Origin of the sequence: Haloterrigena gelatinilytica (assembly GCF_013342145.1) — an archaeon.
Taxonomy (GTDB): domain Archaea; phylum Halobacteriota; class Halobacteria; order Halobacteriales; family Natrialbaceae; genus Haloterrigena; species Haloterrigena gelatinilytica.
In genome coordinates this window covers 2,587,119-2,614,034 of sequence record NZ_JABUQZ010000001.1, presented here as the reverse complement: position 1 = coordinate 2,614,034, position 26,916 = coordinate 2,587,119, and the positions used below count along the sequence as shown (strand labels likewise).

At 66.5% G+C, this 26,916-nt stretch carries 27 protein-coding genes; 9 read left to right on the top strand and 18 right to left on the bottom strand.

The window, feature by feature from the left end; all coding sequences use genetic code 11:
* The first annotated feature begins 93 nt into the window (after positions 1-93).
* On the top strand, positions 94-501 hold the full coding sequence (locus tag HTZ84_RS12985; protein ID WP_174681065.1) for a PPC domain-containing DNA-binding protein: 408 nt from the start codon (positions 94-96) through the stop codon (positions 499-501).
* 767 nt (positions 502-1,268) lie between these two features.
* On the opposite strand, the gene HTZ84_RS12980 is transcribed toward HTZ84_RS12985, so the two are convergent.
* On the bottom strand, positions 1,269-2,258 hold the full coding sequence (locus HTZ84_RS12980; protein WP_008896216.1) for a transcription initiation factor IIB: 990 nt from the start codon (positions 2,256-2,258) through the stop codon (positions 1,269-1,271).
* A 218-nt stretch (positions 2,259-2,476) separates the two neighbouring features.
* Here HTZ84_RS12980 and yjjX point away from each other — a divergent pair, with 218 nt between their 5' ends.
* The 3 genes from yjjX (at position 2,477) to HTZ84_RS12965 (ending at position 4,249) form a co-directional block, all read left to right on the top strand.
* Complete coding sequence (yjjX, locus tag HTZ84_RS12975; RefSeq protein ID WP_174681064.1) at positions 2,477-3,004, top strand: inosine/xanthosine triphosphatase; 528 nt, start codon at positions 2,477-2,479, stop codon at positions 3,002-3,004.
* A gap of 240 nt (positions 3,005-3,244) precedes the next feature.
* Complete coding sequence (locus HTZ84_RS12970) at positions 3,245-3,478, top strand: DUF7123 family protein (protein WP_083870329.1); 234 nt, start codon at positions 3,245-3,247, stop codon at positions 3,476-3,478.
* Between the two features lie 120 nt (positions 3,479-3,598).
* Positions 3,599-4,249 (top strand): HAD family hydrolase, encoded by a 651-nt coding sequence (locus HTZ84_RS12965; RefSeq protein ID WP_174681063.1) that lies wholly within the window; start codon positions 3,599-3,601, stop codon positions 4,247-4,249.
* Positions 4,250-4,306: 57 nt separating this feature from the next.
* Here the strand turns inward: HTZ84_RS12965 and HTZ84_RS12960 are convergent, their stop codons facing one another.
* From HTZ84_RS12960 to pyk, 5 genes are all read right to left on the bottom strand, one after another.
* Positions 4,307-4,924, bottom strand: coding sequence for a winged helix-turn-helix transcriptional regulator (locus tag HTZ84_RS12960; RefSeq protein ID WP_174681062.1), 618 nt, complete (start codon positions 4,922-4,924; stop codon positions 4,307-4,309).
* Between the two features lie 172 nt (positions 4,925-5,096).
* Positions 5,097-6,278 carry an SPFH domain-containing protein gene (locus tag HTZ84_RS12955; protein WP_174681061.1) on the bottom strand — a complete coding sequence of 394 codons (1,182 nt, stop codon included), beginning with the start codon at positions 6,276-6,278 and terminating at the stop codon, positions 5,097-5,099.
* Between the two features lie 71 nt (positions 6,279-6,349).
* Complete coding sequence (locus HTZ84_RS12950; RefSeq protein WP_174681060.1) at positions 6,350-6,952, bottom strand: NfeD family protein; 603 nt, start codon at positions 6,950-6,952, stop codon at positions 6,350-6,352.
* Between the two features lie 163 nt (positions 6,953-7,115).
* The gene (locus HTZ84_RS12945; protein ID WP_174681059.1) at positions 7,116-7,538 is read right to left on the bottom strand and encodes a DUF7312 domain-containing protein; all 423 of its coding nucleotides are present in this window, start codon (positions 7,536-7,538) and stop codon (positions 7,116-7,118) included.
* A gap of 66 nt (positions 7,539-7,604) precedes the next feature.
* The gene (gene pyk, locus HTZ84_RS12940) at positions 7,605-9,362 is read right to left on the bottom strand and encodes a pyruvate kinase (protein WP_174681058.1); all 1,758 of its coding nucleotides are present in this window, start codon (positions 9,360-9,362) and stop codon (positions 7,605-7,607) included.
* 120 nt (positions 9,363-9,482) lie between these two features.
* Between pyk and HTZ84_RS12935 the strand changes: the two genes are divergently transcribed.
* Complete coding sequence (locus HTZ84_RS12935) at positions 9,483-9,770, top strand: GYD domain-containing protein (RefSeq protein WP_174681057.1); 288 nt, start codon at positions 9,483-9,485, stop codon at positions 9,768-9,770.
* A gap of 33 nt (positions 9,771-9,803) precedes the next feature.
* Here HTZ84_RS12935 and HTZ84_RS12930 read toward each other — a convergent pair whose 3' ends face one another.
* The 3 genes from HTZ84_RS12930 to HTZ84_RS12920 all read right to left on the bottom strand — a co-directional run bounded on the left by HTZ84_RS12930 (position 9,804) and on the right by HTZ84_RS12920 (position 13,025).
* Entirely contained in the window at positions 9,804-10,340 is a 537-nt protein-coding gene (locus HTZ84_RS12930) for a hypothetical protein (protein ID WP_174681056.1), read from the bottom strand.
* 109 nt (positions 10,341-10,449) lie between these two features.
* The gene (locus HTZ84_RS12925; RefSeq protein ID WP_174681055.1) at positions 10,450-11,028 is read right to left on the bottom strand and encodes a SprT family zinc-dependent metalloprotease; all 579 of its coding nucleotides are present in this window, start codon (positions 11,026-11,028) and stop codon (positions 10,450-10,452) included.
* A 149-nt stretch (positions 11,029-11,177) separates the two neighbouring features.
* Positions 11,178-13,025 (bottom strand): hypothetical protein, encoded by a 1,848-nt coding sequence (locus HTZ84_RS12920; RefSeq protein ID WP_254611751.1) that lies wholly within the window; start codon positions 13,023-13,025, stop codon positions 11,178-11,180.
* A gap of 350 nt (positions 13,026-13,375) precedes the next feature.
* Between HTZ84_RS12920 and HTZ84_RS12915 the strand changes: the two genes are divergently transcribed.
* Complete coding sequence (locus HTZ84_RS12915; protein ID WP_174681054.1) at positions 13,376-14,353, top strand: phosphorylase family protein; 978 nt, start codon at positions 13,376-13,378, stop codon at positions 14,351-14,353.
* A 31-nt stretch (positions 14,354-14,384) separates the two neighbouring features.
* Here HTZ84_RS12915 and HTZ84_RS12910 read toward each other — a convergent pair whose 3' ends face one another.
* The 6 genes from HTZ84_RS12910 to trpC form a co-directional block, all read right to left on the bottom strand.
* Complete coding sequence (locus HTZ84_RS12910; protein WP_174681053.1) at positions 14,385-14,981, bottom strand: poly-gamma-glutamate hydrolase family protein; 597 nt, start codon at positions 14,979-14,981, stop codon at positions 14,385-14,387.
* 41 nt (positions 14,982-15,022) lie between these two features.
* Positions 15,023-16,264 (bottom strand): NRAMP family divalent metal transporter, encoded by a 1,242-nt coding sequence (locus HTZ84_RS12905; RefSeq protein ID WP_174681052.1) that lies wholly within the window; start codon positions 16,262-16,264, stop codon positions 15,023-15,025.
* A gap of 360 nt (positions 16,265-16,624) precedes the next feature.
* Positions 16,625-17,422, bottom strand: a complete 798-nt coding sequence (locus tag HTZ84_RS12900) for a 2-amino-3,7-dideoxy-D-threo-hept-6-ulosonate synthase (RefSeq protein ID WP_174681051.1) — start codon at positions 17,420-17,422, stop codon at positions 16,625-16,627.
* Between the two features lie 24 nt (positions 17,423-17,446).
* The gene (gene trpA, locus HTZ84_RS12895; RefSeq protein ID WP_174681050.1) at positions 17,447-18,310 is read right to left on the bottom strand and encodes a tryptophan synthase subunit alpha; all 864 of its coding nucleotides are present in this window, start codon (positions 18,308-18,310) and stop codon (positions 17,447-17,449) included.
* Positions 18,307-19,572, bottom strand: coding sequence for a tryptophan synthase subunit beta (gene trpB / locus HTZ84_RS12890; protein ID WP_174681049.1), 1,266 nt, complete (start codon positions 19,570-19,572; stop codon positions 18,307-18,309). Before trpB ends, trpA begins: the two co-directional genes overlap by 4 nt.
* Positions 19,573-19,603: 31 nt before the next feature.
* Positions 19,604-20,443, bottom strand: coding sequence for an indole-3-glycerol phosphate synthase (gene trpC, locus HTZ84_RS12885; RefSeq protein WP_174681048.1), 840 nt, complete (start codon positions 20,441-20,443; stop codon positions 19,604-19,606).
* A gap of 394 nt (positions 20,444-20,837) precedes the next feature.
* Here trpC and HTZ84_RS12880 point away from each other — a divergent pair, with 394 nt between their 5' ends.
* A complete protein-coding gene (locus tag HTZ84_RS12880; protein ID WP_174681047.1) occupies positions 20,838-21,308 on the top strand; it encodes an MGMT family protein in 471 nt (156 codons plus the stop codon).
* 119 nt (positions 21,309-21,427) lie between these two features.
* On the opposite strand, the gene HTZ84_RS12875 is transcribed toward HTZ84_RS12880, so the two are convergent.
* Genes HTZ84_RS12875 through lonB form a run of 3 tightly spaced genes read right to left on the bottom strand, consistent with a single transcriptional unit; the run spans position 21,428 to position 25,119 of the window.
* Entirely contained in the window at positions 21,428-21,787 is a 360-nt protein-coding gene (locus HTZ84_RS12875; RefSeq protein WP_174681046.1) for a hypothetical protein, read from the bottom strand.
* 25 nt (positions 21,788-21,812) lie between these two features.
* Positions 21,813-22,913, bottom strand: coding sequence for a CPBP family intramembrane glutamic endopeptidase (locus HTZ84_RS12870; protein ID WP_174681045.1), 1,101 nt, complete (start codon positions 22,911-22,913; stop codon positions 21,813-21,815).
* Positions 22,914-22,926: 13 nt separating this feature from the next.
* A complete protein-coding gene (lonB, locus tag HTZ84_RS12865) occupies positions 22,927-25,119 on the bottom strand; it encodes an ATP-dependent protease LonB (RefSeq protein ID WP_174681044.1) in 2,193 nt (730 codons plus the stop codon).
* Between the two features lie 266 nt (positions 25,120-25,385).
* On the opposite strand from lonB, the gene HTZ84_RS12860 reads away from it, so the two are divergent.
* Positions 25,386-25,904, top strand: coding sequence for a nicotinamide-nucleotide adenylyltransferase (locus HTZ84_RS12860; protein WP_174681043.1), 519 nt, complete (start codon positions 25,386-25,388; stop codon positions 25,902-25,904).
* Positions 25,905-26,022: 118 nt separating this feature from the next.
* Positions 26,023-26,910 carry an SAM hydrolase/SAM-dependent halogenase family protein gene (locus HTZ84_RS12855; RefSeq protein WP_174681042.1) on the top strand — a complete coding sequence of 296 codons (888 nt, stop codon included), beginning with the start codon at positions 26,023-26,025 and terminating at the stop codon, positions 26,908-26,910.
* Positions 26,911-26,916: the final 6 nt, after the last annotated feature.

Genomic DNA, 26,916 nt, shown 5'->3' with positions numbered 1-26,916 from the left:
AAACGCGTACCCGACGTCCGCCTCCGACGGTGGTGGAACGACCCGTGGGGAGGGACACTATTATTTATTCGGCACCCGTCAGTACGGCGTACAATGGAATACACTGAAGAATCCGACCGAATCGTCGTTCGACTCGACCCCGGCGACGAGGTGCTGGCCTCCCTCGAGACCCTCCGGGACGACGCGGGGCTCGAACAGGGCTTCCTGATGGGGATCGGCGCCGTCGACGAGGTCGTGCTCGGCCACTACGACGTCTCCGAACAGGAGTACAACGAGGAGCGGTTCACCGGGCAGTACGAGGTGACGAGCTTCCTCGGAAACATCGGTCCCGACAAGATCCACACGCACATCCAACTCGGAGACGAGAACTTCGAGTCCCTCGGGGGCCACTGCTCGGAGGCGGTCGTCTCCGGGACGTTCGAGATCGTCGTCTTCCCGGGCGAGACCTCGCTCACCCACCAACTGGACGAACGGACCGGCCTCGACGTCTTCGACCTCTGAGTCCGGGACCGACCCGGCCGGCCCGATACGGTGCCCTGATCGGGCTCGCGGTCGATCCGCTCGAGCCTCGAGGCGACGCTCGGCGTTTCCGAGGCCGCTCGAGTTGGTCGCGCCCGTCGCGGCGCTGTGGATCCGAATCGGAATTCCGGGGTCCCGCCGACCGAAACGGCGGCCGACTGCTCGGCGCTGTAGCCGGCGTTTCGCCGCTCGGTTCCCACACCTCGATCGGAAAGTGGCGTAAGTACCAGACCAATATAATAGTACGAAAATATATAATCGGGCTCTTCTCGAAATACAGTTCGAATCCAAAAATCCTCGGAAAACAGCATAATACTGCTTTTGAGTCCGGTTTTACACTATCACTCTCCGACCGCCTCGTGTCGAGAAAATATAGCCGTGATGGGCGAAGACAGGGCAGAAAAGTAGATGTATCTATCGATAAAGTCTCCATAAAGTGGATGATATGGTGGTGTTAGATCGAATTTACTTCCAATACGGATCCCCCAGTTCTGTATTACTACTTCTAGATATATTTCTGGTACTGTAAAGTTCTGGACTGTATCTGGCGGGAGTAGATTCCGATCGCGTGGCAGAGAGACACATCGTCTAACTACCAGCTGGCCGACGTCCGAGACAATCGGTCCGCGACGGTGATACCACTCCAGCGAACCGAACGTATCGAGAACGGAGTGCAACACCGCGGGGAGTATCGAGCAACTGCAGTCGAGAGCTCGGTCGAAACGACGGAGAAAAGCCGAGCGGACCGCTTACGCGAGACCGAGGGTCTCCTCGGCCTCGAGGAGTTCGTGGTACCGGTTCCGAATCGTCACTTCGGAGATGTCGGCGACGTCGCTGACGGCGGCCTGCGTGGTCTTCTCGTTGGTCAGCAGGGCGGCGGCGTAGACCGCGGCGGCCGCGAGGCCGACCGGCGACTTGCCGCTGTGGACGCCCTTCTCCTTGGCGTTCTGCAGGAGGGCACGGGCGCGGTGTTCGGCCTCGTCCGAGAGGTCGAGTCCCGAGGCGAAGCGGGGGACGTAGCTCTCGGGGTCGGCGGGCTGGACCTCGAGACCCAGTTCCCGGACCACGTAGCGGTAGGTGCGAGCGATCTCGTTTTTCTCGACGCGGGAGACGTCGGCGATCTCGTCTAAGCTACGGGGCACACCGGCCTGGCGGGCGGCGGCGTAGACGCAGGCCGTCGAGACGCCCTCGATCGAACGGCCCGGGAGCAGATCCTCGTCGAGCGCGCGGCGGTAGATAACGGAGGCGGTCTCGCGGACGTTCGTCGGCAGGCCCAGCGCGGAGGCCATCCGGTCGATCTCACCCAGCGCCTGTTTCAGGTTGCGCTCCTTGGAGTCGCGGGTGCGGAAGCGCTCGTTCCACTTGCGGAGGCGCTGCATCTTCTCCCGTTGCCGGGATCCCAGGGAGTTCCCGTAGGCGTCCTTGTTGCGCCAGTCGATGTTTGTCGAGAGCCCCTTGTCGTGCATCGTGTTCGTCGTGGGCGCGCCCACGCGGGACTTCTCGTTTTTCTCGGTGGCGTCGAAAGCCCGCCACTCGGGGCCGCGGTCGACCGAGTCCTCCTCGACGACCAGTCCGCAGTCCTCGCAGACGGTTTCGCCGTGCTCGTCGTCGACGACGAGGTTGCCCGCACACTCGGGGCAGTCGAGGTTGCTCTGCTCGCTTTCGTCCGTCGTTTCGGTCGTGTCGTCTGTTTCGTGCTCGGTACGCCGTACTCTCGTGTTCGATGGTGTGTTGCTCATACGATGGCGAATGCTGACCGGCCGAACTAGCTGCAAAAGCCCGGACGGATTCGTTACCTTCCACGTTCAGACACTCGATGGTTAAGGGTTTCGAAATCGCGAGCCGACAGCTCTCGAGAGCGGGTAATTCGCCGGAACTAGTATGAACGATCGGGACAATCATGAGGGGCGGCTCGCCGAACCGGAGCCCCCAACTGCCTCCCCTTCGAACCGCCGCTATGGACCTCGCAGTCGGAAGCACGAACCCGACCAAGATCGACGCCGTCGAACGGACTCTCGAGCGATTCGATCCGACCGTCGTCGACGTAGCGGTCGACTCCGGCGTCCCCGAGCAGCCGTGGTCGATCGAAGAGACCGTTACGGGCGCCGAGAACCGCGCCCGACGCGCGCTCGCGGCGACCGACGCCGACTACGGGATCGGCCTCGAGGGCGGCGTCGCCCGTATCGACGGCGTCCCGGGACTCTCGCTGATCATGTGGGCCGCGGCTACGGACGGCGACCGACTGGAACGCGGCGGCGGCCCGACGCTTCGCCTCCCGGACGACGTGGCGCGTCGCCTCGAGGACGGGGCGGAACTGGGACCGGTGATGGACGACCGTCTCGGCACGGACGGGATCGCCGAGGCCGAGGGCGCCGCCGGCGTTCTGACGGCCGGCCTGACGAGCCGAACGCGAGCGCTCGGCGAGGCGGTCGCGTGTGCGTTCGGTCCGTTCGTCGCGGACGAGTCGAGCCCCGACCGCGCCTAGCGCCGTCGTACCGTCACAGAACCCATCACCGGAGACGACAGACTAATCGGGGTTATCATCAGAGTCACGTGATGGTCTATCGCACCTGACGCTCACCAAAAGACATATATTAACCGCACGTACCAACGGGAGCTTTCTACTCGATTATGGTCCCATTAACCACCGGCAAAACCGCAAGCGGGCGTCGGGTTAACCGCACGTACCAAACCCCCTAAGGGCGTTCCTGCCATCGAACGAAGTATGAGCACTGCAATGGCGGCCGACCTCACGAGCAAGCAACGCCGTATCCTCCAGTATCTTCGCGATAACGCCGGCACGAAGACCTACTTTAAGTCCCGACTTATCGGTCAGGAACTCGGGATGACCGCGAAGGAAGTCGGATCGAACATCACGGCGCTGCAGGACGGCAACTTCGACGTCGAGATCGAAAAATGGGGTTACTCCTCGAGCACGACGTGGAAAGTTAACGTTTAACGCTCGCGACGCCGGACGACGGCAGCCACCTGCCGCCTTCCCCGTATTTTCTGTTTCATACTCCGTCCGATAGCGCAGCAGCCGTTTTTTCACGGTTCGCGGCGTAGGACCGGGCGAGAAATGCCACAGCCGATTCTGTTCGATATGGACGGCGTCCTTCTCGAGGGTCCGGGAACCCACCCGCAGGTGTACGCGGACGCCGCCGACGTCGCCCTCGCTGAACTCGAGGTCGATCCGACGCCGACCCAACGGGCGGATCTTCGCCGAAACGACCTGGAGAACGTCGCAGACCACTGCGAGGCGCTGGATATCGATCCGGCGCGGTTCTGGGAGCTGAAGGAACGCTACGCCTCGCAGGGAACCCACGAGCGACTCCGGTCGGGCGAGCGCGGACTGTACGACGACATCGACGCGATCGAGACCCTAGCCGAACGAACCACAGTCGGGTTAGTGACCAACAACCGCCACGAGACCGCCGAGTTCGTCGCCGACTACGTCGGCATCGACTTCGAGGTCGTTCGCGGTCGCGATCCGACGTTCGAGGGATACCGGCGCCGCAAACCCGAGCCCGATTACATCGAGGAAGCGCTCGACCAACTCGGGAGCAGCGAGGGGCTCTACGTCGGCGATTCGATCAAAGACGTCACGGCCGGTCGAGCCGCCGGCCTCGAGACGGCGTTTCTCCGACGCTCGCACAATCGCGACCTCGATCGCCCCGCCGAGGCGACGCTCGAACTCGAGTCGCTGGCGGCGCTGACCGATATCGTCTGAACAATACCACTCACGAAATCGACGCGTAACGCGCTATTACCGGGGAGTAGTCCGCTCTTAGCCGTCGTACGTGAGGTACCGGTCCGCGTTCCGCGCGAGTTGACGGGCCGCATCGCCGAAGGAGTCGGCGTGGCGGACGACCAGAACGAGGACCGTTTCGGGCCGTTCGACGGCGTAGCCGTCCTCCCGGGAGAGCAGGCCCTCGTCCTCGAGTTCGCCGGCGTACTTACTGACGGTCGGCGGCGAGACGTCGAGTACCGCCGCGAGGTCGCCGCCGGTCGCCGCCGGGTTCCGGAGGAGTTCGATCAGCATTCCGCGGGGCGTCTCCCGGCGGAGGTAGCCGAGCGCTTGCTTTTCGAACTCGTCGAACCGGCCGGCCGGCACGAACCGTTTGTAGTCGCCGTCCCGGTAACGCTCGATTACCTCGAGTTCCTCGAGGCGTCGCAGGTGGTGTTGGGTTTCGCCGGTCCCCAACTGGAGATCGTCCCGGATCTTCGAAAAGTGGGCGCCGGGCGTCGTCGAGAGATACCCGGCAATCGCGTCGCGAGCGTCGCTTTCGCCCGTGTCGGCCGCGGCTGACTCGGAGAGGCCGGCAAGCGGCGATGCCGCTCCGAGCGCGGCGAAGCGACGGAGGGTCGCTCGTTTCTCGTCGTCGACCCCGTTTGATGTCGTCATGCTGTGCTTACTACGAGGAATGGGGCGGGACCTAAAACAGGTTTCGCTCCAATTCGTTTCGTGAAGCGTGACAGTCTCTGCGCGATGTTTGTGGCGGAATTCGGTTTTCGAACGGGGTCCGGTCCGGGACCGGAAGGCTGGCGGCCGATGAACTGCCGCCGGCGCGTGGCAGTCAGTTCGTCGTCGAGTCGTCCGCGTCGTCGGCCGACTGCTCGGCGCCGCCGTCGGTTCGTTCCTGGAAGTCCTGATCCATCTCCTCGATGACCGCGTCGGGGTCCGAGATGGTGCCGGCGTCCTTGCCCTCTTTGATCGCCTGGGCCTCCTGTTCCATCGCCTCGAGGTCCATCTCGGCTTCCTCGTCGATCTCGCCGATGATCTCGGCGATGTCGTCGAGGCCGATCAGTTCGCGGGTCTCCTCGTCGAACTCGCGGCTCTCGAGTTCGGCGCCGTTCTCCTTGACGTCGCTTCCCGAGAGGTGCTTCCCGTAGCGGCCGACCAGCGAGGTGAGCTCTTGGGGCATGACGAAGGTCGTCGATTCGCCCTGGCCGATGTCGGCCAGCGTTTCCATCCCCTTGTCGATGACCGCGCGTTCACCCATCGATTCGGCGGATTTGGCTCGCAGGACCGTCGAAATCGCGTCACCCTGTGCTTCGAGGATCTGGCTCTGCTTTTCACCCTGGGCGCGGATGATCTCGCTCTGTTTGTCACCTTCGGCCTTCTCGACGGCGCTGCGGCGTTCACCCTGTGCCTCGAGGATCATCGCGCGGCGCTTACGCTCCGCGGAGGTCTGTTGCTCCATCGCGCGCTGGACGTCCTTCGAGGGGTTGACCTCGCGGACCTCGACGGACTCGACGCGGATCCCCCACTCGTCGGTGGGTTCGTCGAGTTCCTGGCGGATGCGCGCGTTGATCTCCTGGCGTTTGTTGAGCGTGTCGTCGAGTTCCATGTCGCCCAGCACGGCTCGGAGGGTGGTCTGGGCGAGGTTGGAGACGGCCTTTTTGTAGTTGTCGACCTGCAGGAACGCCTTCTTGGCGTCCATGACCTTGATGTAGACGACGGCGTCGGCCGTCACGGGCGAGTTGTCACGCGTGATCGCTTCCTGACGGGGAACGTCCAAGGTCTGCGTTCGCATGTCGAACCGATAGGTGTTCGAGACGAACGGCGGGACGAAGTTGATCCCCGGCTCGAGCAGTTTGCGGTACTCGCCGAAGACGGTAAGAGCGCGCTTCTCGTAGGCGTCGACGATCTCGATCGCACTGAGCAGTGCGGCGATGACGACGAGGAGGACGAGCGCGCCGACGAGCAGCAGCGCACCCTCGGCGGCGGATTGCAATGGAAGTGTTTCTACGACCATATTTCGCTCTTGCGGCGGTGGAGGGAAAAACGTTCCCTTGTTTAGACTACATGTTGGCCGATCCGATCGGCTCAGCTCGATTTCTCGGTCTCGGTCTCGGTCTCGGTCTCCGCTTCGGGTTCGGACGGGGCGTTCTCGTCGTTAGTGTCGGTGTCGTCGGCGTCGTCCGCTCCTTCCGCGAGCGCGCGATCGATCTCGTCCTCGCCGATAGAGCCGAGCGCCTCGACGGTCAACACGTTGCCGCCGCCGGGATCGAGGACGATGACCTCTTCGCCCTCCTCGATCGTTCCGCCCGTCGACCGGGCGCTGTAGTACGGCGAGAACCCGCCTTCCTCGAGTTTGACCTGTCCCTCGCGGGCCGTGACGGTCTCGGTCACGTAGCCCGTCGCGCCCGCCAGCGAACTCGAGTCGGAGGTCCGGGCGGTGCCCTTGCCGCCGTAGAAGTCGAACTCGCGGTAGACGTAGGCCGCCCCGACGCCGATGACGAGCGTCAACGCTGCCAGAACGATCGGACTCAGAGTGAGGGGGACGAGCACGCCGATCAGTCCCGCGCCGACCAGTGCGACACCGATCACGATGAGATGTGCGCCCGGCGAAATCGCCTCGAGACCCATGAGTACGAGCCCCGCGATCAGGAGCGCGAGCGGCATGTTCCCGACGAGGAGTTCCAGCATACTGTCAGCTAAGTTCTCACCCGGATTAAAGGTTGCCGAGCGACGCCACCGCGGGATCCGGAGCTACAGGTCGAGAAGCGCCGACGAACGGCGGCTGTGGGTGTCGACGGCCGCCCTCGCGGCGAGCCGTCGATCCGATGCGATCGCGCGGTCGCGCTCGCCGTCACAGCGGGAGGGTCATGACTCGGAGGAGGACGAGCGTCATCGCGACCGCGCCGAGGACGACGAAAATCGCGCTCTCGAGGTCGGGATCGCCGGGTTCGATCGGCGTCGAATTCGGTTCGGGCGCGTACGGGTCGTCCCCGTCCTCGTCCGCGTCGGCTTCGGCTTCGGCCGCCGCGTCGGCGTCTCCGGAGAGATCCAGCGGCACGCGGTACTCGTCGTCCCGCGAGGGGCCGTCGAACCCGTCGCCGCGACGGTCGACAGCGCTATCGTCGGCGCGCTCTCGCCGGTCGCCTCGATCCCACGAGTCGCGGTCGTCCACCGTTTGCCGGTCGTCGATCGAGTCCGTCGCGTCCGGATCGGCCGCCGACGATCCGCGTCGCTCGCCGTCGTCGCCGTCGGCTCCGGCCGCATCGTCTGCCATAGGAGACCGTAACAGCCCCGTCGTCAAAAACCCGCGGGCCCGCGGATCGGTTTTCCCGGAGCGCGATCAGGGTCGGTCGGCCCGCGCGCCGAGATCCCCGCCGTAGACGACGCCGCGCTCGGCGTCGAGCGTCACGACGTCTCCGTCGACGGTCTCCTCGAGGTCGGCGCCGCTGATCATCGGGATGTCCATCTCGCGGGCGACCAGCGCCGGGTAGCCCGTCAGCCCCCGCTGGGCGTCGATGATCCCGCCGATCTTCGTCGGGTCGCCCGTGAACTCGTCGTCGAAGTCGGTCGCCAGCGAGAGGATCGCCCCTTCGGGGACGTCCGTGAGGTCGCCGTCGGTAAGCTTGACGACGGGACCGGTCACCCGTCCGTCGACGACGACGCGACCGGTCGTCAGCGCCTCCGCGGCGACGTGGACCTTCAGCATGTTGGTCGTGTTCGCGCCCTCGAGTTCGGTCATCATGCCACAGAGGACGACGACCGTGTCGCCGCTCTCGGCGACGCCGGCGTCTAAGGCCGCCTGGACGGCTCGTTCGACGACCGCGTCGGCCCCCTGATCGGAGACGCGGGCGTACAGCGGCGTCACGCCCCACGTAAGCGACAGCTGTCGGCGGACGCGGTGGCTCGGCGTCGAGGCGACGACCGGCACGCCCGGCCGGTACTTGGCCGTCTTCAGCGCCGTGTAGCCGGATTCGGTCGCGGCGACGACGGCGTCCGCGTCGATATCCCGCGCGAGGAAGCGCGCCGAGCGCGCCAGCGCGTCCGTTCGCGCCTCGCCGGCGGCGGGAACGCGCTGCTCGAGCAGTTCGTCGTACTCGTTCGATTCCTCGACCTCGCGAATGATGCTGTCCATCGCGTCGACGACCTCGGCGGGGTGGTCGCCGATGGCGGTTTCGGCCGACAGCATCACCGCGTCGGTGCCGTCGAGGACGGCGTTCGCCACGTCGGAGGCCTCGGCGCGGGTCGGCCGCCGGGCGTGGACCATCGAGTCGAGCATCTCCGTGGCGGTGATCACGGGCGACCCCGCCTCGCGGCAGTTCCGGATGATCCGCTTCTGGATCATCGGGACGTCCTCCATCGGACACTCCACGCCCAGGTCGCCGCGGGCGACCATGATCCCGTAGGACGCTTCGATGATCTCCTCGAGGTTCGCCACCGCACCGGCTCGCTCGATCTTCGCGATCAGCGGGATCTCGACGCCCAACTCCTCTAAGACTTCGCTGACCTCGTAGACGTCCTCGGCGTCGCGGACGAAACTCGCCGCGACGAAGTCGACCTCCTTCTCGGCGGCCAGCTCGAGGTCCTTCCGGTCTTTCTCGGTGACGATATCCAGATCGAGATCGACGCCGGGGACGTTGACGCCCTTGCGGCCGGCCAGTTCGCCGCCGGCGTCGACGCGGGCCCGAACCGAGTCGCCGTCGTGCTCGAGGACGGTCGTCTCGATCAGGCCGTCGTCGAGCAGGATTCGGTCGCCCTCTTCGACGGCGCCGATGGGCAGGGAGAGGCCGACGGTCTCCGAGTTCGCCTCGTCGCCCTCGACGAACCGGATCTCGGAGCCGGTCTCGAGGGAGACCGTCTCGCCGTCGGGAAGCGGCGCGGTCCGGATCTCCGGGCCCTGCATGTCGAGCATCACCGCGACGGGCTCCGGCCGCTCCTCGTCGACGGCCCGAACGCGGTCGATCAACTCGGCGCGATCCTCCCGGCTGCCGTGGCTAGCGTTCAGCCTCGCGACCGACATCCCCGCCTCGGCGAGCTCCTGAATCGTGCCCCGATCGCTCGAGGCGGGCCCCAGCGTACAGACGATTTTCGCGTTTCGCATGGGTCGACGTTGCGCGAGTACGGCCAAAAATGGTGGGGTCGGTAACTCGCACTCGAGTTCTCGTTCGTGCCGTCCTGTGCCACGCGAACCGTTTTCCGCTCGTTTGCCGGACGCCGACGTATGGCAACCTACGCGTCGCTCGTCGACGTCGACGACCGATCCGTCCAGAACGCGCAGGAACTATCGTCGATCTGGGGCGAGATCAGAACCGAGTTCGAGGACCACGAGGCGGAAGTGCTCGACTCGTACGCGATCCTGGGAGAACACGATTTTCTCGTTCTCTTCGACGCGGCCGACCGGGAGTCGGCGTTCAAATCGGCGTTGACCCTCCGTCGGCACGGTCTGTCGGCCCAGACGATGGAGATCGTCGACACAGACGACTTCGCGAACCTGGTCGACGAGATCTGAGGGGTCGACGGCCGCGGCCCGGCGACGAGATCGCTACGCGTCCGACGGCAACAGATCCGTGTGGACGACGGCCCGGTACTGTTCGTTCGTCGCGGCCTCGAGTCGGCCGAGGAGGGCGGTGCCCTCGGCGACGCTCTCGGGGAGTTCGAAGGGGTCATCGGCGTCCTCGTCGCGCCGTTTACAGCGCTTGACGAACGAGAGCAGGGTCGGGTAGGTGCCCGGCCGGGCGTAGACGACGCCGATCCCGTCGCCGACCTGCTCGGTCCAGTGGTCGACGATCGCCTCCGTCTCGACCCGCGGTTTCCGCTGTTTCTCGGCCAACTCCGCCGCGTCGATATCGGTCTCGCCGAGGACCTGATCGAAGGCCGCCTCGAGTTCCTCGGCGTCGTCGGCGGGCGACGGCGCGTCGGCGTCGGCCGCGAGCAACTCGCGAAACGCCTCGATCTCCGACCGTCGGACGGCGACGGGGTAGACGAAGTCGTGGGTCTCCTTCGGCAGTTTGTACGATCGCCCGTCCACGCCGCTCTCGCCGGGACCCGATTCGCCCAGCATCAACTCGAGTATGCCCATACTCGAAAGAGACACCGGAAGTCGAATAAGTGTTCCGTGGCCGTCTCGCGGTTCGTAATCGAGGTCTGCTTCGAGGCCACCGTTCCCGGCCGTCGCGGACGCCGACCGCTCACCACTCGGCGCCGAGCGCCGCCTTCACGCCGCCGAACCCGCTCGCGGTCGTCCACGTCCGGCCGCTCGCCGCGTGCTCGACCTCGTAGGCGCCGCCGCAGGCGCCACAGCGGTACCGGTCGGGCGCCTTCACGGGCTTCGAGGCGCGGTGGCGCCGCGCCTCCCAGTCGCAGTCGTCGTCGCGACAGCGGAGGACGTACCGGGGGTCCGAAAACGACTCGCAGTAGCGCGGCGCCTCGAGTCGCGACGCCCGCTCGCGAAAGCGCGATCCGTGTCCCGACTCGCCGAACTGTTGGAACTCCCAGGCGTGGACGAGTTCGTGTCTGACGACGCCGGCGAACGTCTCCCAGTCGTACTGCCGGTAGGCCGCCCGCGTGAGCACGATCGTCGCCACCTCGCGGTCGGCGTCCCAGCGACACGCCCCGGCGCGGCGGCGAGCGCGCGTCGAAACGTCCCACTCGAGGGCGTCGCGGTCGACCTCGAGATCGTGGGCCTCGAGGACTTCGCGGGCGTGGATCCGCGCCCGGGCGACGATTTCGTCGTCGACCGTGAGGGCGTCCTCGTCGTCGTCGGTCACGGACCGACGAACGAAGGCGGATTTCGAGAGCGTTTCGATCGAACTCGATCGCGACGAGGGTGGGACTTCGCGATTCTCGAATCGTGCGAAGCGGGTTGGCCGAAGCGCGATCGGGAAGACCCGATCGTGATTGGTCCGGAGTGTTCCAGTCAATATCCCCTGAGCGTGAACTCGCCGAGCCTCGTGTACGTGGTTATCCCCGACGGATGGGGCACCTCGTCCGGTCGGCCTTCCATCAGCAGCCAGGCGAAGACCTCCTCGCCCTGGATGGGTTCGTCGTCGACGTACTGGGCTGGATGATAGAACTCGAACTCGGCTTCCGGATCGAGGGCGCGGATGGCTTCGCCGATCTCGCCTTCTTTGGGGCGGACGACGACAACTTCCTTGAGATCGTCGAGCGCGAGGGTGATGCTCTCGGGGCCGTCGGGGTTCCGGAACCGGACCAGCGTCTCCTCGTCGCCCGTGAGGTAGAATTCCGTCTCCGGCGTGGTCCACTCGCTCCCGTCGAAAATCTGTGTCTCGACGCCGTCCGTCGTTCCGGGAGTCGGTCGGGTGACCCACTTCGAGACGTAGAAGATCGTCGGCCCGTCGTACTCCGCGTCGCGGTAGGTCTGGAACTCCGTTACATAGCCGGGGCCCTGACGCTGCCAGACCGGCATGAAGACGCCGTCCTCGTAGAAGTCGTAGTTGATATAGTAGTTGTACGGGGCGAACCGATGCCCGGAGTGGAAGTCACGGGCGTTCGGGACCGCGCCCGTGTGGAAGTGCGTCCGGAGTCGGAATCCGCGCGGATGCTCGGGAGTCTCCGGATACTCGGTCGTCCCGAGCACACCGGGTCCGCCGAAGTCGTTGCTGTGGATGTCCCAGTAGAGCAGTTCCCCGCTGAAGACGGGCTCGTCGTCGGGAAACATGAACTCGCGCGTGTTGCGGCCGTTCCGCTCCGGAAGGGCGTAGCCGGTCGACGTGCTCACCGGTGCGATGTACTCGAACGCCGGTTTCCCGTTGTAGGTCGCGCTGACCTCCGCACCGACGGTTCGCGGACCCGACCACTCGACGGACCACCCCGCGTCCTCGATGACGTCGTCGACGCTTTCGACGCGGTGGTATCCTTCCGGTGCAGTGATCTGTGGCCGTTGCATCGTCGGCGGTTCCGGGACGCTGCCGAGAACCGTCTCTCCGTCCGGATTCATCTCTCTCGCGAGTTGCTGCGGTGGATGTTCGGCGAAATCCTCGACGAGAACCACGTCCAGGAGTTCGATATCGTCGCCCGCGACGTCGATGAACGTGCTTACGACGTTGAGTTCGCCGTCCCGCATCACGTAGTACATCGAAGGCGAGACCTCACCGTGGGCGTAGTCGCCGTAGGCGGTGATGATCTCCGCCGCCTTCTCCATGGGATACCAGTCGTTCCCCTCGAGGTGTTGCCAGACCTCGTCGTGGTCGAGGACGTACTCGTGGCGTCGACGCCCCTCTTCGTCCGGATAGTCGCGGTTCCACGTTACGTCGACCGGATCGGTGATGTGGAGTGCCTGTAGCTCCTCCGTGTGCCGATCGACGAGACCGTAAGCGACCCGCCGTTGCTCCGCCGTGACCTCGAACTCCCCGGACTCGCGGCCACCGTCGACGCTCATTCCGGTCGTTCCCTGGACGCTGATGGCGTCGAGATCGTTGGTTAGCGGATCGTAGGCTTCGAACGACGCGATCCACTCGCTCGCCACGTCGTTCACCGCTGAGTCAGCGAGTAGCGTTTCGACTGCCTGTCGCTTTCGGTATCCCCACAGATCCTTGTATCCGAAGTCGCTGACGTCGCGCGGACCGATGCGACGCGCCTCTGTGATCCGATCGCCCGGTTCGGGCGGATCGTCCGGTTCCGACTGCCCTTCGACGCTCCCGTCCGAACAGCCCGCGAGGGCGCTCCCCGTCGCGACGCTCAACGCCGCGACGAATCGACGTCTACTGACGTTTCGAAGGTCGTCTTTCGTGCCTTGTCTTCCCATACCATAGAAAGTACTTCCTGGAAGGGTTATACTTATTCGATGGTGTTCTAAACGTTCTACCGGTAATATTCTACGTATTCGTCGGTAAAAATCTGCAATCTACTCACATCTCGTTATACGGGTGTAATTGGGACCCATCCCGCTCACACCATCGTGAGCAAACCCGCATATCACCCGTGTATCGGTGATCTCAGAGACGAGGTCGATGCGAGAGAACCGATCTACACCGCACGATCAGATCGGCACCGAAGATAAATACCGCGCTCAAATGATTTATCGTCTCGCGGGGATGTGTTTCTCGGTAGTCGTGCAACTGAACGAACGTCCGTTTACCTCGTCGAGGACCGACCGTGACCGCCAGCGATGACACGCTCCCGACGCCGCGGGATCCCGACCCGGACGATCCCGTCGCCCCGGCCGCGCTGGTCCTCACCGCGGCGTTCGAGGACCCCCTCGACGAGCGCCGACCGTGGCTCGAGCGCTCCGAGATCACCGACGCCCTCGAGATTCCGGGCGCCGAGACGCCGGTCTACCTGACCGACTCGGGGATCGCCGTCACGACCACCGGCATCGGCAAGAGCGACGCGGCGACGACCGTCACCGCTTTACTCGCAACCCCGGGGATCGACCTCGAGTCGGCCTACGTCGTCTCCTGTGGCATCGCGGGGTCGTCGCCCGAGACCGCCGCGCTGGGATCGGTCGCCGTCGCGGACGCGGTCGTCGACTGGGACCGGAAACACCGGTGGGATCACGGGGAGTGGGACGCGAACGGGGACGACGAACGCGGCGAAGCGACCGACGAGCGCCCCATCGACCTGCTGGCCTACCGACCGCGGGACTACGTCCACCGGCTCGAGGACGCCCTCGTCGAGCGCGCGCTCGCGGCCGCCCGCGAGGTCGACCTGCTCGAGGACGAGACCGCTCGCGAGTACCAGCGGACGTATCCCGCGGCGCCCGATTCGGGACCGACGATCGAGCGCGGAACGACCGTCTGCGGCGACGAGTTCTGGCACGGCCCTCGCTACGCGCGGGAGGTAGCGGAGCTCTGCGAGGCCTACGGCGTCGGTCCCTACGTGACGACTCAGATGGAAGACGCCGCGACGGCGCGGGCGCTCGAGCGGTTCGACCTGCGCGATCGGTACCTGAGCGTCCGCGCCGTCTCGAACTACGACCGGCCGGCGCCCGGCGAGTCCGTCACCGAGAGTTTCGACGGCGATCCGGCGAGTCTGGCGCTGGCGATCGACAACGCCGCCCGCGTTGGCAGCGCGATCGTCGAGGATCTGATCGCGGCGGATCCGCTCGGTATCGGCGCGGAGGGCTCCGCGTAACGTCCTCGATCCAGTAGCGTACCCGCGCGAGTCAGAGCACGCCGTCGCTCCGGAGCGCCTCGAGGGCGCCGACGACGGCCGCGCGCTCCTCGTCGCGGACGGCTCGGCTCTGCTCGAGTTGCAGGCCGCCCGCGCCGTCCCGCGAGAGCCAGTTGACGAAGTTGTTCGGACTGACGCCGGCGTAGGGGCCCGAGGAGACCGACTCGACGGGCGTCGAGACAGCCGTCTCGAGGCGGTCGCTGACGCGGCGTTTCGTCTCGGCGTCGGTGGCGCCGCCGACGAGCACGCGGTCGTCGCCGAGACCGTGGAAGCTGACGACCGTCTCGAACCCGCGGTCGGCGATCTCGCCGAGCAGCGGGTACTCCTCGGGAGAGAAGGCGCTGGACGGCGGATGCCACAGCTCGAACGGTTTCCGCCGATCGTCGTAGCCGAGACAGGCCCAACAGCTGGCCGACGGGAGACGGGCCGTCAGCGCGATCGCCTGCTCGGCGGTCCAGGGCTCGACCTGCCCGCCGTGGGCGGCACAGACCAGCACCTCGTCGTTCGCCCCGTCGTCGGACAGTAACTCGGTGTAGTGGCCGGTGTCGGTCTCCTCGAGTCGGTGGGTCCGAACCGTCGCTCGAGTCACGACGCCGGGTACGCGACCGACCGAAAAAATTCCCGGCCCGTCTAGAGCCAGCCGGCGAGGGTCGTCGCGAGCGACTCGGCCGTCAGGGCGCTGCCGACCAGCAGGACGAGCGCGACGAGCGCGAAGGCGACGTTCTCTTTCCTCGAGACGTCGCCGTATCGGTTGACGGCGCCGATGAGTCCGAGGACGGTGACCGGCAGGGCGATCAGCCCGTTGATCGCGGGCATGATGATCGCCATTCTGACGGGGGTGAGACCGGTGTTGACGAGCAGCCAGAACGCGGCCAGCGCCGAGCAGACGATGAGGCCGACGACGGTCGCGCGAAAGCGCGCGTCGCCGAAGACGGTGTGGTGGCCGAGCGCCTGCGGGACCATGTAGCCGGCGCCGAACAGCGTCCCGGTCGCCGAACTGAAGCTGGCCAACAGCGCCGCGATCAGGAAGACGTAGAGCGCGCCCTGGCCGAGCGTGGCCGCCAGCGGTTCGCCGGGACCGGTGAGCGTCATCGTCCCTTCGGTCAGCGTGATCGCCGAGACGATCATCACGAACGCGCCGATCGTGAGCGTCGTCATGATCCCGGCGGCGTTGTCCCGCCGGTAGGCGTTGACGTCGGTCCACTCCTTGGTCGGGCCCATGCTCGACTGGATGAAGAAGTTCGGCCAGTAGACCGTCGTTCCGAGCAGCGCGATGACGGCCGTGAGGTAGCCGATATCGCTGACCAGCGCCGGAACGAGTCCGGCGGCGACGTCGCCGACGGGGATGTCGAGTCCGACCAGCAGGAGGCCGTACGAGGCGAAGACGGTGATCACCATCGCGGCGATCGCGCCCTCGATGCGCTCGTAGACCCGCAGTTGCACCAGCGCGACGCCGACGCCGGCCGCCACCAGGATCCCGATGAGGACGTTGTCCAGTCCCGGGACGAGCCACGCCAGCGCAGCGCCGGCGATCGCGTAGTTCGAGATCGACCAGAGGGCGCTCATCGCGGCCATCGTGACGATGAGGGCGCGGCCGCTGAGGCCGGGCAGGGAGTCGACGACGTAGTCGGTCAGCGGTTCCCGGGAGACCGCCAGCCGGGCCGACATGTCGTGGAGCGCGATGTCGATGAGAAAGGCCAGCGGGAGCACCCACAGCAGCGCGAACGCGAAGTTCGCGCCGGTGTCGGCCAGGATGTAGACCGAACCCGCGCCGAAGACGTTCGCGGCGAACAGCACGCCGAGCCCGTACGTTTCCAGTAGATCGGCGACCGTCGCCTGCACGCCGCCGACCTCGTACGTTTCACTCGCCATCGGCGACCACCTCCAGACGTGGGTCGGCGCGCGTGATGTGATGGGTGACCGCAGCGAATCGTGATTCCATACCCACCAAACAGGCAAGATGGGGGAGTGGGTTCGGCTTGCACCGGCCACCGACGGATAAGTACCCGGCAACTGCAACCGCTCGGACATCAAAGCGAGCCGGACAGTCGATCTCGAGACGAGTTACGCGGAACCGGCTACCCGGGAGTCACCGAGAGAACGAAGCGACGGAGATCACCTCACAGCGCTCGACGTACGTCGACTAGAGGCCGGTACTCGTCGCGGTGGAACACGGATCGCGCCTCGAGTCGATGTGAAGTCGATGTGGGAGCGATCGCAGACGGGTACGGTTCAGGCCTGAAGCGCCAGCCCGGCCGCTTCCAGCGCTTCGTCGGTCGACAGATCGTCGTGGACGACGCCGGAGACGGCGGTCGCGATGGCTTCGGGATCCTCGTGCTGGAAGACCGAGCGCCCCATCGAGATGCCGGCGCCGCCGGCGTCCATGACGCCCCGGACCATCTCGATCGTTTCGCGGTCGGTGCCCTTCGAGCCGCCGGCGATGACGACCGGCAGCCGCGTCGATTCGACGACGTGTTCGAAGCTCTCGGCGTCGCCGCTGTAGCCCGTTTTGACGATGTCGGCGCCGAGTTCCTCGGCGAGGCGGACGGCGTGGCCGAGCGCCTCGGGATCCTCGGAGTCGACGCCCGGACCGCGGGCGTAGGCCATCGCGAGGACCGGCATGCCGAGGCGCTGGGCGTCTTCGGTGACCTCCGCGAGCTGGGAGATCTGGTCGGGTTCGTGATCGGAGCCGACGTTGATGTGGAAGGAGACGGCGTCGGCGCCGACGCGGACGGCCTCCTCGACGGTACCGGTCATCCGTTTGTCTTGCTCGTCGGGACCGATCGTCGTCGAGCCGTTGAGGTGGACGATGTACCCTTTGTCGTTTTTGTGCTCGTGGACGCGGGAGGCGATCCCCTTCTGGGTGAGGACGGCGTCCGCGCCGCCCCGGGTCACGCCGTCGATGGTCGCTTCGATGTCTTTCAGTCCCTGAACGGCCCCCATCGTGATCCCGTGGTCCATCGGGATGATCACGTAGGAGTCGTCTGTGCCGATTCTGTCGAGTCGCGCGTCAATACCTGTAGTAGTCATTGCGAGTGTGTAGCAATCTTGCGGTTATGGCTGTTCTGGTTCCGGTGTATCTTCCGTATCGACCGTGAGAGACTCCGCTCCTCGAACCGCGCCGCGTTTGAGTTCCTCGGCTTTGGCCTCGAGGTCGGCCGCCGGATCGTCGCTGCCGGCGACGATGTCTATCAGCGCGCTGCCGACGATGACGCCGTCGGCGCCGGCCTCGACGATCTCGGCCGCGTGATCGCCCTCGCTGACGCCGAAGCCGACCGCCTTGGGGACGTCGTACTCCGAGAGGCGTTCCAAGCTCTCGTGGGTCGCCGTCGAGACGTCCGCGCGGGCGCCCGTCGTCCCGAGGCGGGCCTGGACGTAGGCGAAGCCCGAGACCTGCGACATGATCGTCTCGAGGCGCTCGCCTTCGGTCGTCGGCGCGACGATGAAGACCAGATCGAGGCCGTGATCGTCGCAGGCCTCGCGCAGCGGGTCGGCCTCCTCGGCGGGGAGGTCGGGGACGATGATCCCCGAGAGGCCGGCCTCGGCCGCGCGCTCGACGAACGGCCGAACGTCGGGCTCGGATCCGTATTGCAGGATCATGTTGTAATATGTCATCACCAGCAGCGGCGCCTCGGTCTCGAGGTCGTCGACCAGCTCGAAGAAGCCTTCGGGGGTCGTCCCCGCGTCGAGCGCCCGGTTGATCGCGGCCTGGATCGTCGCGCCCTCGGCGACCGGTTCCGAGAACGGCAGGCCGAGTTCGATCAGGTCCGAGCCGCCCCGATCGAGGGCCTCGACGTATCGCTTGGTGTCCTCGAGCGAGGGATCGCCCGCGGTGATGTAGGTGATGAGCGCGGGGTCGTTCTCGCGGATGGCGGTCTCGATGTCGCTTTCTGGGGCGGCGTTCGAATCGTCGGTCATCCGTCGAACACCTCCACGTCCGGTGCCGCCTCGAGATCGCGTTTCTCGGTCTCCTCGAGGACCGTCTCTAAGTCCTTGTCGCCGCGGCCCGAGACGTTGACGACGACGAGATCGCCCAGCTCGTCGTGCGATTCCTCGAGGTAGCCGAGCGCGTGACTCGACTCCAGCGCCGGGATGATCCCCTCGAGGTTCGACAGCCGGTGGAAGCCGTTGAGCGCGGCGTCGTCGTCGACGTTGACCGGGGTCACGCGGTCCGTCTCGACGAGGTTGGCGAGTTCCGGGCCGACGCCCGCGTAGTCCAGTCCCGCGCTGACGCTGTGGGACTCCACGATCTGACCCTCCTCGCTCTGGAGTAGCTTGGTCATCGCGCCGTGGAGGACGCCGTCGGTCCCCGTCGAGAGCGTCGCGGAGTTCGGCGCGACGCCTTCTTCCTCGTCGACCCCGAGGCTCGAGCCGCCGGCCTCGACCGCATAGAGGGCCACGTCGTCATCCGGAACGAACTCGTGGAAGGTCCCCATCGTGTTCGAGCCGCCGCCGGCGCAGGCGACGACGCTGTCGGGCAGGCGGCCGGCCTTCTCTCGGATCTGCTCGCGGGCCTCGCGGCCGATGACGGCCTGGAAGTCCCGGACCAGTTTCGGGAACGGGTGCGGACCGACCACGCTACCGATCACGTAGTGGGTCGTCTCGACGGTGGTCGCCCAGTCGCGGAACGTCTCGTTGATCGCTTCCTTCAACGTCCCGCTGCCGGCTTCGACGGGGTTTACCTCGGCCCCGTTCATCCGCATCCGGTAGACGTTCGGCCGCTGGCGGTTGACGTCCGTCCGGCCCATGTAGATCTCGCAGGGCATGTCGAGGTGGGCCGCGGCCATCGCCGTCGCGGTGCCGTGCTGGCCGGCGCCGGTCTCGGCGATGACTCGTTCCTTGCCCATATACTTGGAGAGCAATACCTGTCCGAGTGCATTATTCAGCTTGTGGGCGCCGCCGTGGACCAGATCCTCGCGCTTGAGGTAGATCTCGCGGTCGTAGCGCTCGCTGAGTCGGTCCGCGCGCTGGAGCGGCGTCGGTCGCCCGCCGAAATCGCGCATCCGCTCGCGGAACTCGTCCATGAAGCCGTCCTCGTTTTCGAGGACGTAGCGCTCGTAGGCGTCCTCGAGTTCCTGCAGCGCCGGCATCAGGGCCTCGGGGACGTACTGGCCGCCGTAGTCGCCGAACGTGGCCTCGCTGTCGCGCTCGCGGTTGTGTTCGGGATCGCTCGTGCTCATTGCTCGTCTCCGTCGGTGGGTGTGTACTCGCTCATGTCTCGTCGTCCTCCGCCTCGACCAATCGCCGGGTGTTCTCGGTGACGTCGCTGTCGCCCGCGCCGTGGTCCATGATGGCGCTGCCGACCAGCAGGGCGTCGGCACCCGCCGCGCGCATCCGGCGGACGTCCGCGGGCGAGGACACGCCGCTCTCGGCGATCAGCGTCACGTCGTCCGGAGCGGTGCTCGCGGTGTCGCCGTTCGCTCCATCGTGACGTGTCACACGTCTCGCGTGGGGCGCCACCGACTCGAAGGTTTCGAGGTCGACCTCGAGTCGCGCCAGATCCCGGTTGTTGACGCCGATAATCTCGGCGCCCGCCTCGAGGGCGGTCTCGAGTTCCGCCCGGTCGTGGACCTCGACGAGCGGCTGGAAGCCGCGTTCGCGGGCCGCGGCCACGAGGTCCTCGAGCGTCTCGGGCTCGAGGAAGCGGACGATCAGCAACAGGAGATCGGCCGCGACGGCGTCCAACTGCGCCTCGCGGAGGAGGAAGTCCTTCCGGAGGACGGGGACGTCGACGGCCTCGCGGATCCGGGTCAGCGACTCGGCGGATCCGCCGAAGTGGCTCGGCTCGGTGAGCACCGAGATCGCCGTCGCGCCGCCCGCGACCATCGCCTCCGCCAGTTCGACGGGGTCGTCGTCGCGAGTTCCGTCGGCGGTGGGGCTCGTCGGCTTTACCTCGGCGATCACCGGAACGCGGCCGTCGGCCTCGGCCCGCGCGACGGCGTCGGGCAGCGACCGCGCGTCGACGTCGACGACCTCGTCGCCTCCGGGGCGCTCCCGGGCGGCCTCGAGGATCGACTCGACCGCCGGTGCGAGATCCGTATCAGTCTCCATTGTTGTACATCGACGTACTCATATGTACAAAAGGCTTGCGCCATCGGGGCGCGATTCTCGAGCAGTTCGATCTTGCGGTGGCGCGCGCTGTCGATCGGCCGAGCAAAGCGAGGTGCGCCCGTCGGTCGCACCTCGACTGCGAACGGGGGACGGAGTGACGCGTGAGCGGTAGCGAGGCCGGTCGATAACACCGTGAGGGATGAGAACCGCAGCGACCCGACGGAGCGAGGACCGCAATCGTTGGAGTGGGCGTGGCGCTCACCGTCGCCAGAAGTGGCGGAGCGCTCGTGTCTTCGTTGCAATGAGGTCGTGCGGAACCGCGTTTCGCGCAGCCGCGTTTCGCTCGAGCGCGTCGACCGGCGATTATTCAAGTCCCTATCGCTTACGACGACGTATGGAGGACGTCACGGACGCCGGAATCTACGCGCGGGAATCGTCGTACCTCGATCGACACGTCCAGCTCGGGGCCGCCAGCGGGCGCGTGCTGAGCGTCACGTTTCCCGAGCGACCCGACGACGACGCCGAGGCGGACCACCCCGTGCTCGACCGCATCTTCGAGTACCTCGACGGACTCGAGGAGATCATCTTCGACGACGTGCAGGTCGCCCTGACGGTGCCGACCGACCAGCGGGCCGTCCTCGAATCGGTCCGGGAGATTCCCTACGGCGATCAGGTCACCGTCGACACGCTCGCGCGGATGACCTCCGGACTCGACCACGAGGACGAGGACGACGTCATCCTCGTCCGAACCGCCCTGGACCAGAATCCGGCGCCGATCCTTATTCCGGACCATCGCGTGCGCGACGGGCCCAGCGCCGCGCCCCCGGCCGTCGAACAGAAGTTGCGCTCGCTCGAGGAACTGTAGCCGCTCTCGAGTTCGGTGGCGGCACTCGAGACACGGAACCGGTTTCTCGCCGCTCCGTCGGTTCGACCAGATCGCCTTCGCGGCAGTCGACACGACCTCAGTAGTCACCGCTCTCTTCGTTAGTCGACGATCCAGACGGCGTAGATGTAGAGCCCGATGCCGGCGAAGACGGCGAAGGAGGACGCCTGATCGAGCGACGGCACCCGGGTGAACAGGAACGTCAACTGGAGGACGCCGCCGGCGACGAGACAGGCGGCCGCGCCGAGGGTCGCCCGCGGGGCGACTCGCGTCCCCCGTTGCAGGAAGAGAATCGTGCCGACGCCGATCGCGATCACGGCGAAGACGAACTCGGCGGCGTAGGTCGCCAGCGGCTCGCCGGCGACCTGCCCGTAGATCAGGAGGACGAAGTAGAAGACGACGGCGAGGAAGATCCCGCGGTAGATCGCCGCCGGAACCTCGTCGGGCCCGTTCGTAGCCATACCAATACCGACCGAGCCCACCCCCTTAGCTTTCGAGGGTCTCGGCCCAGTCGAACTCGAGGCCCTCGTGGACGACGAACTCGAGGGCGTTGATCAGGTAGTGGGCGACGAAGACGACCAGAAAGCTCCCGGTGACGACGAAGACCGCCGCGAGGACGAACCCGAGCAGCCCGGTGACGAGGATGCCGACCGACCCCTGCATCCCGTGGCCGAGGGCGAACGCGATCGAGGAGACGATCGCCAGCAGCCACGGATCGACGCCGAAGCCGGTCGAGAGCGCGCCGATCAGCGCCGCCCGGAACAGCAGTTCCTCGAAGCCGGCGATCAGCGGGAGCACGAACGCCAGCAGCACCAGCCACTCCCAGGTCGTGTCGGGCGCCAGCAGCGTCCGCAGCCGTTCGTCGTGGTCGAACCCGATGTGCGTCGCCGCCGCGGCGCCGATCTCGTTGGCCGCGTAGAGGACGAGTCCGGCCGCCGTCCCCAGTACGAGGCCCTGTCGGAGGAACGCCGTCGAGAACTCGATCCCCAGCGCGCCGACGGGGATCCCGGTGTAGAGGACCGCCCCGAGGAGGACGCTCGCGAACAGCCCCTGCGAGAGCGCGACGTTCGCCAGGAGTTCCCCCGCGGACAGCGACCGCGGATCGAGTTCCTGTTGCGGCCGTCCGTCGGAGTGCGCACCGGGCTCGGTTATTCTCGCGGGGTCGGACGGCGACTCCGTCCGTTGCGGCCCGACCGCCCGCTCCGAAGTCGTCGGATCGTTCGCGGTGGTCGGACGGTCAGGGGCCGCAGAACGGCCGTCGCGATCGGCCGTCGCATCGGACTCCGATTCGGCCGCAGTCTCCGCGTCCGTATCTGCATCCGCACCCGCACTCGAGTCGGCGCCCCCCGCCTCGCCGTCGGCGGGCGCGGCCGGGTCGTGTGAATCGCGACGATCGCTCTCCGAGTCGAACTCGGGGCTGTCGTCTCGAGCGCTCGAGGCGGACGCGGACTGCGGGGACGCAGTATCGGCGCCGTCGCTGGCGGTCGAATCGTCGTCGGAAAACGCGCTCTGTGTCAGGTGTGAGAGAACGAGCAGCAAAACGAGGACGACGCCCGTAACGCCCGCGAACGTCGCCCACTGGGCCATTGATCGGTACTCGTTACTGCGGGCTCGGGTTGGAGCCGCTGCCGACGGTGCCCTGGCTCCCGTCGAACGCCGAGCCGGTGATCGACTTGAGGCGATCGACCAGGGAGTCCTTCTTGGGTTCGCCCATCAGCGCGACGTCGAGCACTTCGCTGATGTTCGAACACGGGATGATCTCGATCATCTCCTCGTACTCGTCTTCGATCATCACGTCCTGCTCGTTGGCCTTCGGGATGATGACCTTCGAGCAGCCGGCCTTCGCGGCGGCCTCGATCTTGTGGGTGACCCCGCCGACCGGGAGCACGTCGCCCCGGACCGACAGCGAGCCGGTCATCGCGACCGACTGATCGACCGGGATGTCCTCGAGCGCGCTGATGACGGCGGTCGCCACCGTGATGGAGGCGGAGTCGCCGTCGACGCCCTGTTGGCCGGCCTGGACGAACTGGATGTGGATGTCCTTCTCCGAGAGGTCGACGTCGGAGAACTTCTTGATGATCGCGGAGACGTTCTGGACCGACTCCTCGGCCATCTCCTTGAGCTTCCCGGTGGCGATCACCTGACCGCCGCCCTGTGCGGGCGCGATCTCGGCCATGACCGGGAGCATGATCCCCGAGTCCTCGCCCATGACGGCGAGACCGTTGACCCGTCCCTCGACGCCGCCGTCGGCGACCTCGAGTTCGTAGTCCTTGCGGCGCTCGATGTAGTCGTCGGCGAGCTGTTGCTCGATCGAGCGCGAGCGGCCCTTGGCCTGCAGGACGTCCTCGCGGGTGGTGAACTCCCGATCCTCCGAGCGGGCGATGTCGCCCGCGACGCGGACGAGCCCGCCCAGCGTCCGGAAGTGCAGCGTGAGGTGGTTCTTCCGACCCGAGCGACGCTTGGCCTCGAGGATGACCTCCTCGACGGCGTCGTCGGTGAAGTGGGGCAGACGACCGTCGCGTTCGACCTCCTGAGCGATGAAGCGCGCGTACTTGCGCCGCATCTCGGGGGTGTCCTCGATGGTGTCCTCCATGTACACCTCGTACCCGTACCCCTTGATACGGTTCCGGAGCGCGGGGTGCATGTTCTCCATCGCGTCCAGGTTGCCGGCCGCGATCATGATGAAGTCACAGGGGACGGGCTCGGTCTGGACCATCGCGCCCGAGGAGCGCTCGGACTGGCCCGTGATGGCGAACTCGCCCTCCTGGATCGCGGTCATCAGCTTCTGCTGGGTGCGGATGTCGAGCGTGTTGATCTCGTCGACGAACAGCACGCCCTTGTTGGCCTGATGGATCGAGCCGGGTTCGACGCGGTCGTGGCTCGGCGTCTCCATGCCGCCGGACTGGAAGGGGTCGTGACGGACGTCGCCCAGCAGCGCGCCGGCGTGGGCGCCGGTCGCGTCCTCGAACGGCGCGGTGCGCTTGTCGCCGTTGTTGACGATCATGTTGGGCACCATCGCGTCGCTGCCGCGGTTGGTGTAGCGGAAGATCAGCCAGACGATCCCGGCCGCGAGGATGCCGAGCAGAATGTTCCCGGCGACGAGGATCGCGTACGCGAGGATGATCGCGACGATGATCCACATCAGGATCGAGCGCATCTGGTTGCGCTTGCGAGCCTCCTCCTTGTGGGCGTCGATGATCTGTTCGCCCTTCCCCGCCGGGACGGTTCGGACCTTCGGCTCGTTGCCGTCGTCCGGGTTGTGGTAGACTAAGACGTCCTGGAGATCCTCCTGGGGGAGCAGCTGACTCATCGCCTTCGCCAGCATCGACTTGCCGGTCCCCGGCGAGCCGATCATCATGACGTGGCGACGCTGCTTGGCTGCCTTGATGATGATATCGCGTGCTTCGTCCTGGCCGATGACCTGGTCGACGAGCCGGTCGGGAACCTCGATTTCCTCCGTCGAATCGATTTTGAGACCGCCGAGCAGATCGTCCTCGGCGATATCCTCGTCGATTTCGACGCCCGGATCGACCTCGACTTCGCTGCCGAGATCTTCGACGGTTTCGATGTCGTCCTCGCTCGAATCCGGCTCGAACTCGTCGATCGGATCGTCGAACTCGTCCCCGTCGTCGACGTCGTCGCGCTGGTCACCGTCCTCCTCGAGCGGCGACCGTTCTCCCTGACGCTCCGACTCCGGCTCCGTGTCCTGGGGCCGCGGCTGGCCCTGCTCCTCGTCAGGTCCAGCGTCGGTGGCGTCTTCGGGAGGGTCGTCAACGTTCGTATCGTTACTCATAGAACTCTGTTCAGTACCTGATTCGAAGGGATTGGGACTGATATACTTTCTCCATGCGGAGGATGGTGACAGTGGCTGAATATCGGCCCCACAGCGGCCGACGGGGTGGTTCAGCGATTCGACGCGTCGTCCTCGTCGAACGCTATTTCGGCGGATATTGTATGGTAGCATAGATCACATTACTCCGACGATCGCGACGACCGCTACCCCGACGACGCGTCGGCGAACTCGCCACGCTTATGCACGCCGCCCGAGCAGGTTCCGGCATGACCCGGGGGTTCTACATCGGCCGGTTTCAGCCCTTCCACAACGGCCACCTCAGCATGGTCGAACAGATCGCCGAGGACGTCGACGAGCTCGTGCTCGGGATCGGGAGCGCCGACGACTCACACACCGTGCGCAACCCGTTCACGGCGGGCGAACGCATCATGATGATCACGAAGTCGCTCGTCGACTACGACCTCGTCACCTACGCCGTGCCGATCGAGGACTTAGAACGGAACTCGGTGTGGGTGAGCCACGTCCAGAGCATGAGCCCGGACTTCGACGTCGCCTACTCGAACAATCCGCTGGTCATCCAGCTGTTCCGCGAGGCCGACATCGACATCCGCCAGTCCCCGATGTTCAACCGGGAGGTTCTGGAGGGTAGCGAGGTCCGCGAGCGGATGATCACGGGCGGCGACTGGGAGTCGCTGGTCCCCGAACCGGTCGTCGACACCGTCGACGAGATCGGCGGCATCGAACGCATCCAGATGATCAGCGACTCGGATTCGAACGGCGACTGACCGCCCTCGAGTCCCGTCCCCGGCGGAACGAGCTGTGACCGCGGCCGCCGGAGCCCTCGAGACGGCCGGCCGACAACGAGACGTATCGATTTTCACTGCCCGCCTCCTACCGCCGCCCATGATCACGCTCGCGTCGGATTTCGGGACGCCGTACCCCGCGGCGATGAAGGGAGTGCTCTGTCGGCGAACGGACGCCAGACTGGTCGACGTCGCCCACGATTTCCCCCGGCAGGACGTCCGCGCCGCCGCGTTCTGGCTCCGCGAGGTGCTACCGTACTTTCCGCCGGCCGTGCACCTCGTCGTGGTCGACCCGGGCGTCGGCACCGACCGCAACGCGATCGTCGTTCGCGCGGGCGAGCACGCGCTCGTCGGGCCCGACAACGGCGTCTTGCTCCCCGCCGCCCGTCGGCTCGTCGGCGGTCGGGACGCCGCCCTCGAGACGTACGTCGTCGACGAGACGAGACTCGATCCGGTCGAGCCCGCGGGCGGCTCGTTCGGTCCGAGCGCGACGGCGCTCTCGGCGGACTCCGACGCCGGTGAGAACGAAGGCGGCGGCCGAGAGGGACCGGCCAGCGCCACCTTCCACGGCCGGGACGTCTTCGCGCCCGCCGCCGCCGACGTCCACGAGGCCGGCGTCGACGCGCTGGCCGACCTCGAGTGGCTCGATCCGCTCGACGGCGATCCCGTCGACTGTTCGCTTCCGGAGCCGACGCTCGAGGACGACCGCGCCGTCGGTGAGGTGCTGGTCGTCGACGACTTCGGCAACGTCATCACGAACGTTCCCGGCGACGTCCTCGCCGGCCGCGATCGGATCGTCGCCAACGGCGAGACGGTTCCCGTCGGGGAGACCTTCGCCGCTGTGCCGGTCGGGGAGCGACTCGCGACGGTCGGGAGCCACGGCTACGTCGAATTGGACGTCAATCGGGGGCGCGGCGACGAGGCGTTCGGCCTCGCGGTCGGCGACGAAGTCGTCCTCGAGTCGGCCGGGACGGACCGCGCGAACTGAGCCGCA

Bases quoted from the DNA above. Each gene is read 5' to 3' on its own strand.
- HTZ84_RS12860 (WP_174681043.1), top strand. From the start codon at position 25,386: ATGACCCGGGGGTTCTACATCGGCCGGTTTCAGCCCTTCCACAACGGC.
- HTZ84_RS12960 (WP_174681062.1), bottom strand. From the start codon at position 4,924: ATGACGACATCAAACGGGGTCGACGACGAGAAACGAGCGACCCTCCGT.
- HTZ84_RS12870 (WP_174681045.1), bottom strand. From the start codon at position 22,913: ATGGCCCAGTGGGCGACGTTCGCGGGCGTTACGGGCGTCGTCCTCGTT.
- HTZ84_RS12880 (WP_174681047.1), top strand. From the start codon at position 20,838: ATGGAGGACGTCACGGACGCCGGAATCTACGCGCGGGAATCGTCGTAC.
- trpB (WP_174681049.1), bottom strand. From the start codon at position 19,572: ATGAGCACGAGCGATCCCGAACACAACCGCGAGCGCGACAGCGAGGCC.
- HTZ84_RS12965 (WP_174681063.1), top strand. From the start codon at position 3,599: ATGCCACAGCCGATTCTGTTCGATATGGACGGCGTCCTTCTCGAGGGT.
- HTZ84_RS12905 (WP_174681052.1), bottom strand. From the start codon at position 16,264: ATGGCGAGTGAAACGTACGAGGTCGGCGGCGTGCAGGCGACGGTCGCC.
- HTZ84_RS12945 (WP_174681059.1), bottom strand. From the start codon at position 7,538: ATGGCAGACGATGCGGCCGGAGCCGACGGCGACGACGGCGAGCGACGC.
- HTZ84_RS12955 (WP_174681061.1), bottom strand. From the start codon at position 6,278: ATGGTCGTAGAAACACTTCCATTGCAATCCGCCGCCGAGGGTGCGCTG.
- HTZ84_RS12920 (WP_254611751.1), bottom strand. From the start codon at position 13,025: ATGGGAAGACAAGGCACGAAAGACGACCTTCGAAACGTCAGTAGACGT.
- HTZ84_RS12930 (WP_174681056.1), bottom strand. From the start codon at position 10,340: ATGGGCATACTCGAGTTGATGCTGGGCGAATCGGGTCCCGGCGAGAGC.
- HTZ84_RS12980 (WP_008896216.1), bottom strand. From the start codon at position 2,258: ATGAGCAACACACCATCGAACACGAGAGTACGGCGTACCGAGCACGAA.
- pyk (WP_174681058.1), bottom strand. From the start codon at position 9,362: ATGCGAAACGCGAAAATCGTCTGTACGCTGGGGCCCGCCTCGAGCGAT.
- HTZ84_RS12985 (WP_174681065.1), top strand. From the start codon at position 94: ATGGAATACACTGAAGAATCCGACCGAATCGTCGTTCGACTCGACCCC.
- HTZ84_RS12970 (WP_083870329.1), top strand. From the start codon at position 3,245: ATGAGCACTGCAATGGCGGCCGACCTCACGAGCAAGCAACGCCGTATC.
- HTZ84_RS12855 (WP_174681042.1), top strand. From the start codon at position 26,023: ATGATCACGCTCGCGTCGGATTTCGGGACGCCGTACCCCGCGGCGATG.
- HTZ84_RS12935 (WP_174681057.1), top strand. From the start codon at position 9,483: ATGGCAACCTACGCGTCGCTCGTCGACGTCGACGACCGATCCGTCCAG.
- lonB (WP_174681044.1), bottom strand. From the start codon at position 25,119: ATGAGTAACGATACGAACGTTGACGACCCTCCCGAAGACGCCACCGAC.
- trpA (WP_174681050.1), bottom strand. From the start codon at position 18,310: ATGACCGACGATTCGAACGCCGCCCCAGAAAGCGACATCGAGACCGCC.
- yjjX (WP_174681064.1), top strand. From the start codon at position 2,477: ATGGACCTCGCAGTCGGAAGCACGAACCCGACCAAGATCGACGCCGTC.
- trpC (WP_174681048.1), bottom strand. From the start codon at position 20,443: ATGGAGACTGATACGGATCTCGCACCGGCGGTCGAGTCGATCCTCGAG.
- HTZ84_RS12900 (WP_174681051.1), bottom strand. From the start codon at position 17,422: ATGACTACTACAGGTATTGACGCGCGACTCGACAGAATCGGCACAGAC.
- HTZ84_RS12950 (WP_174681060.1), bottom strand. From the start codon at position 6,952: ATGCTGGAACTCCTCGTCGGGAACATGCCGCTCGCGCTCCTGATCGCG.
- HTZ84_RS12875 (WP_174681046.1), bottom strand. From the start codon at position 21,787: ATGGCTACGAACGGGCCCGACGAGGTTCCGGCGGCGATCTACCGCGGG.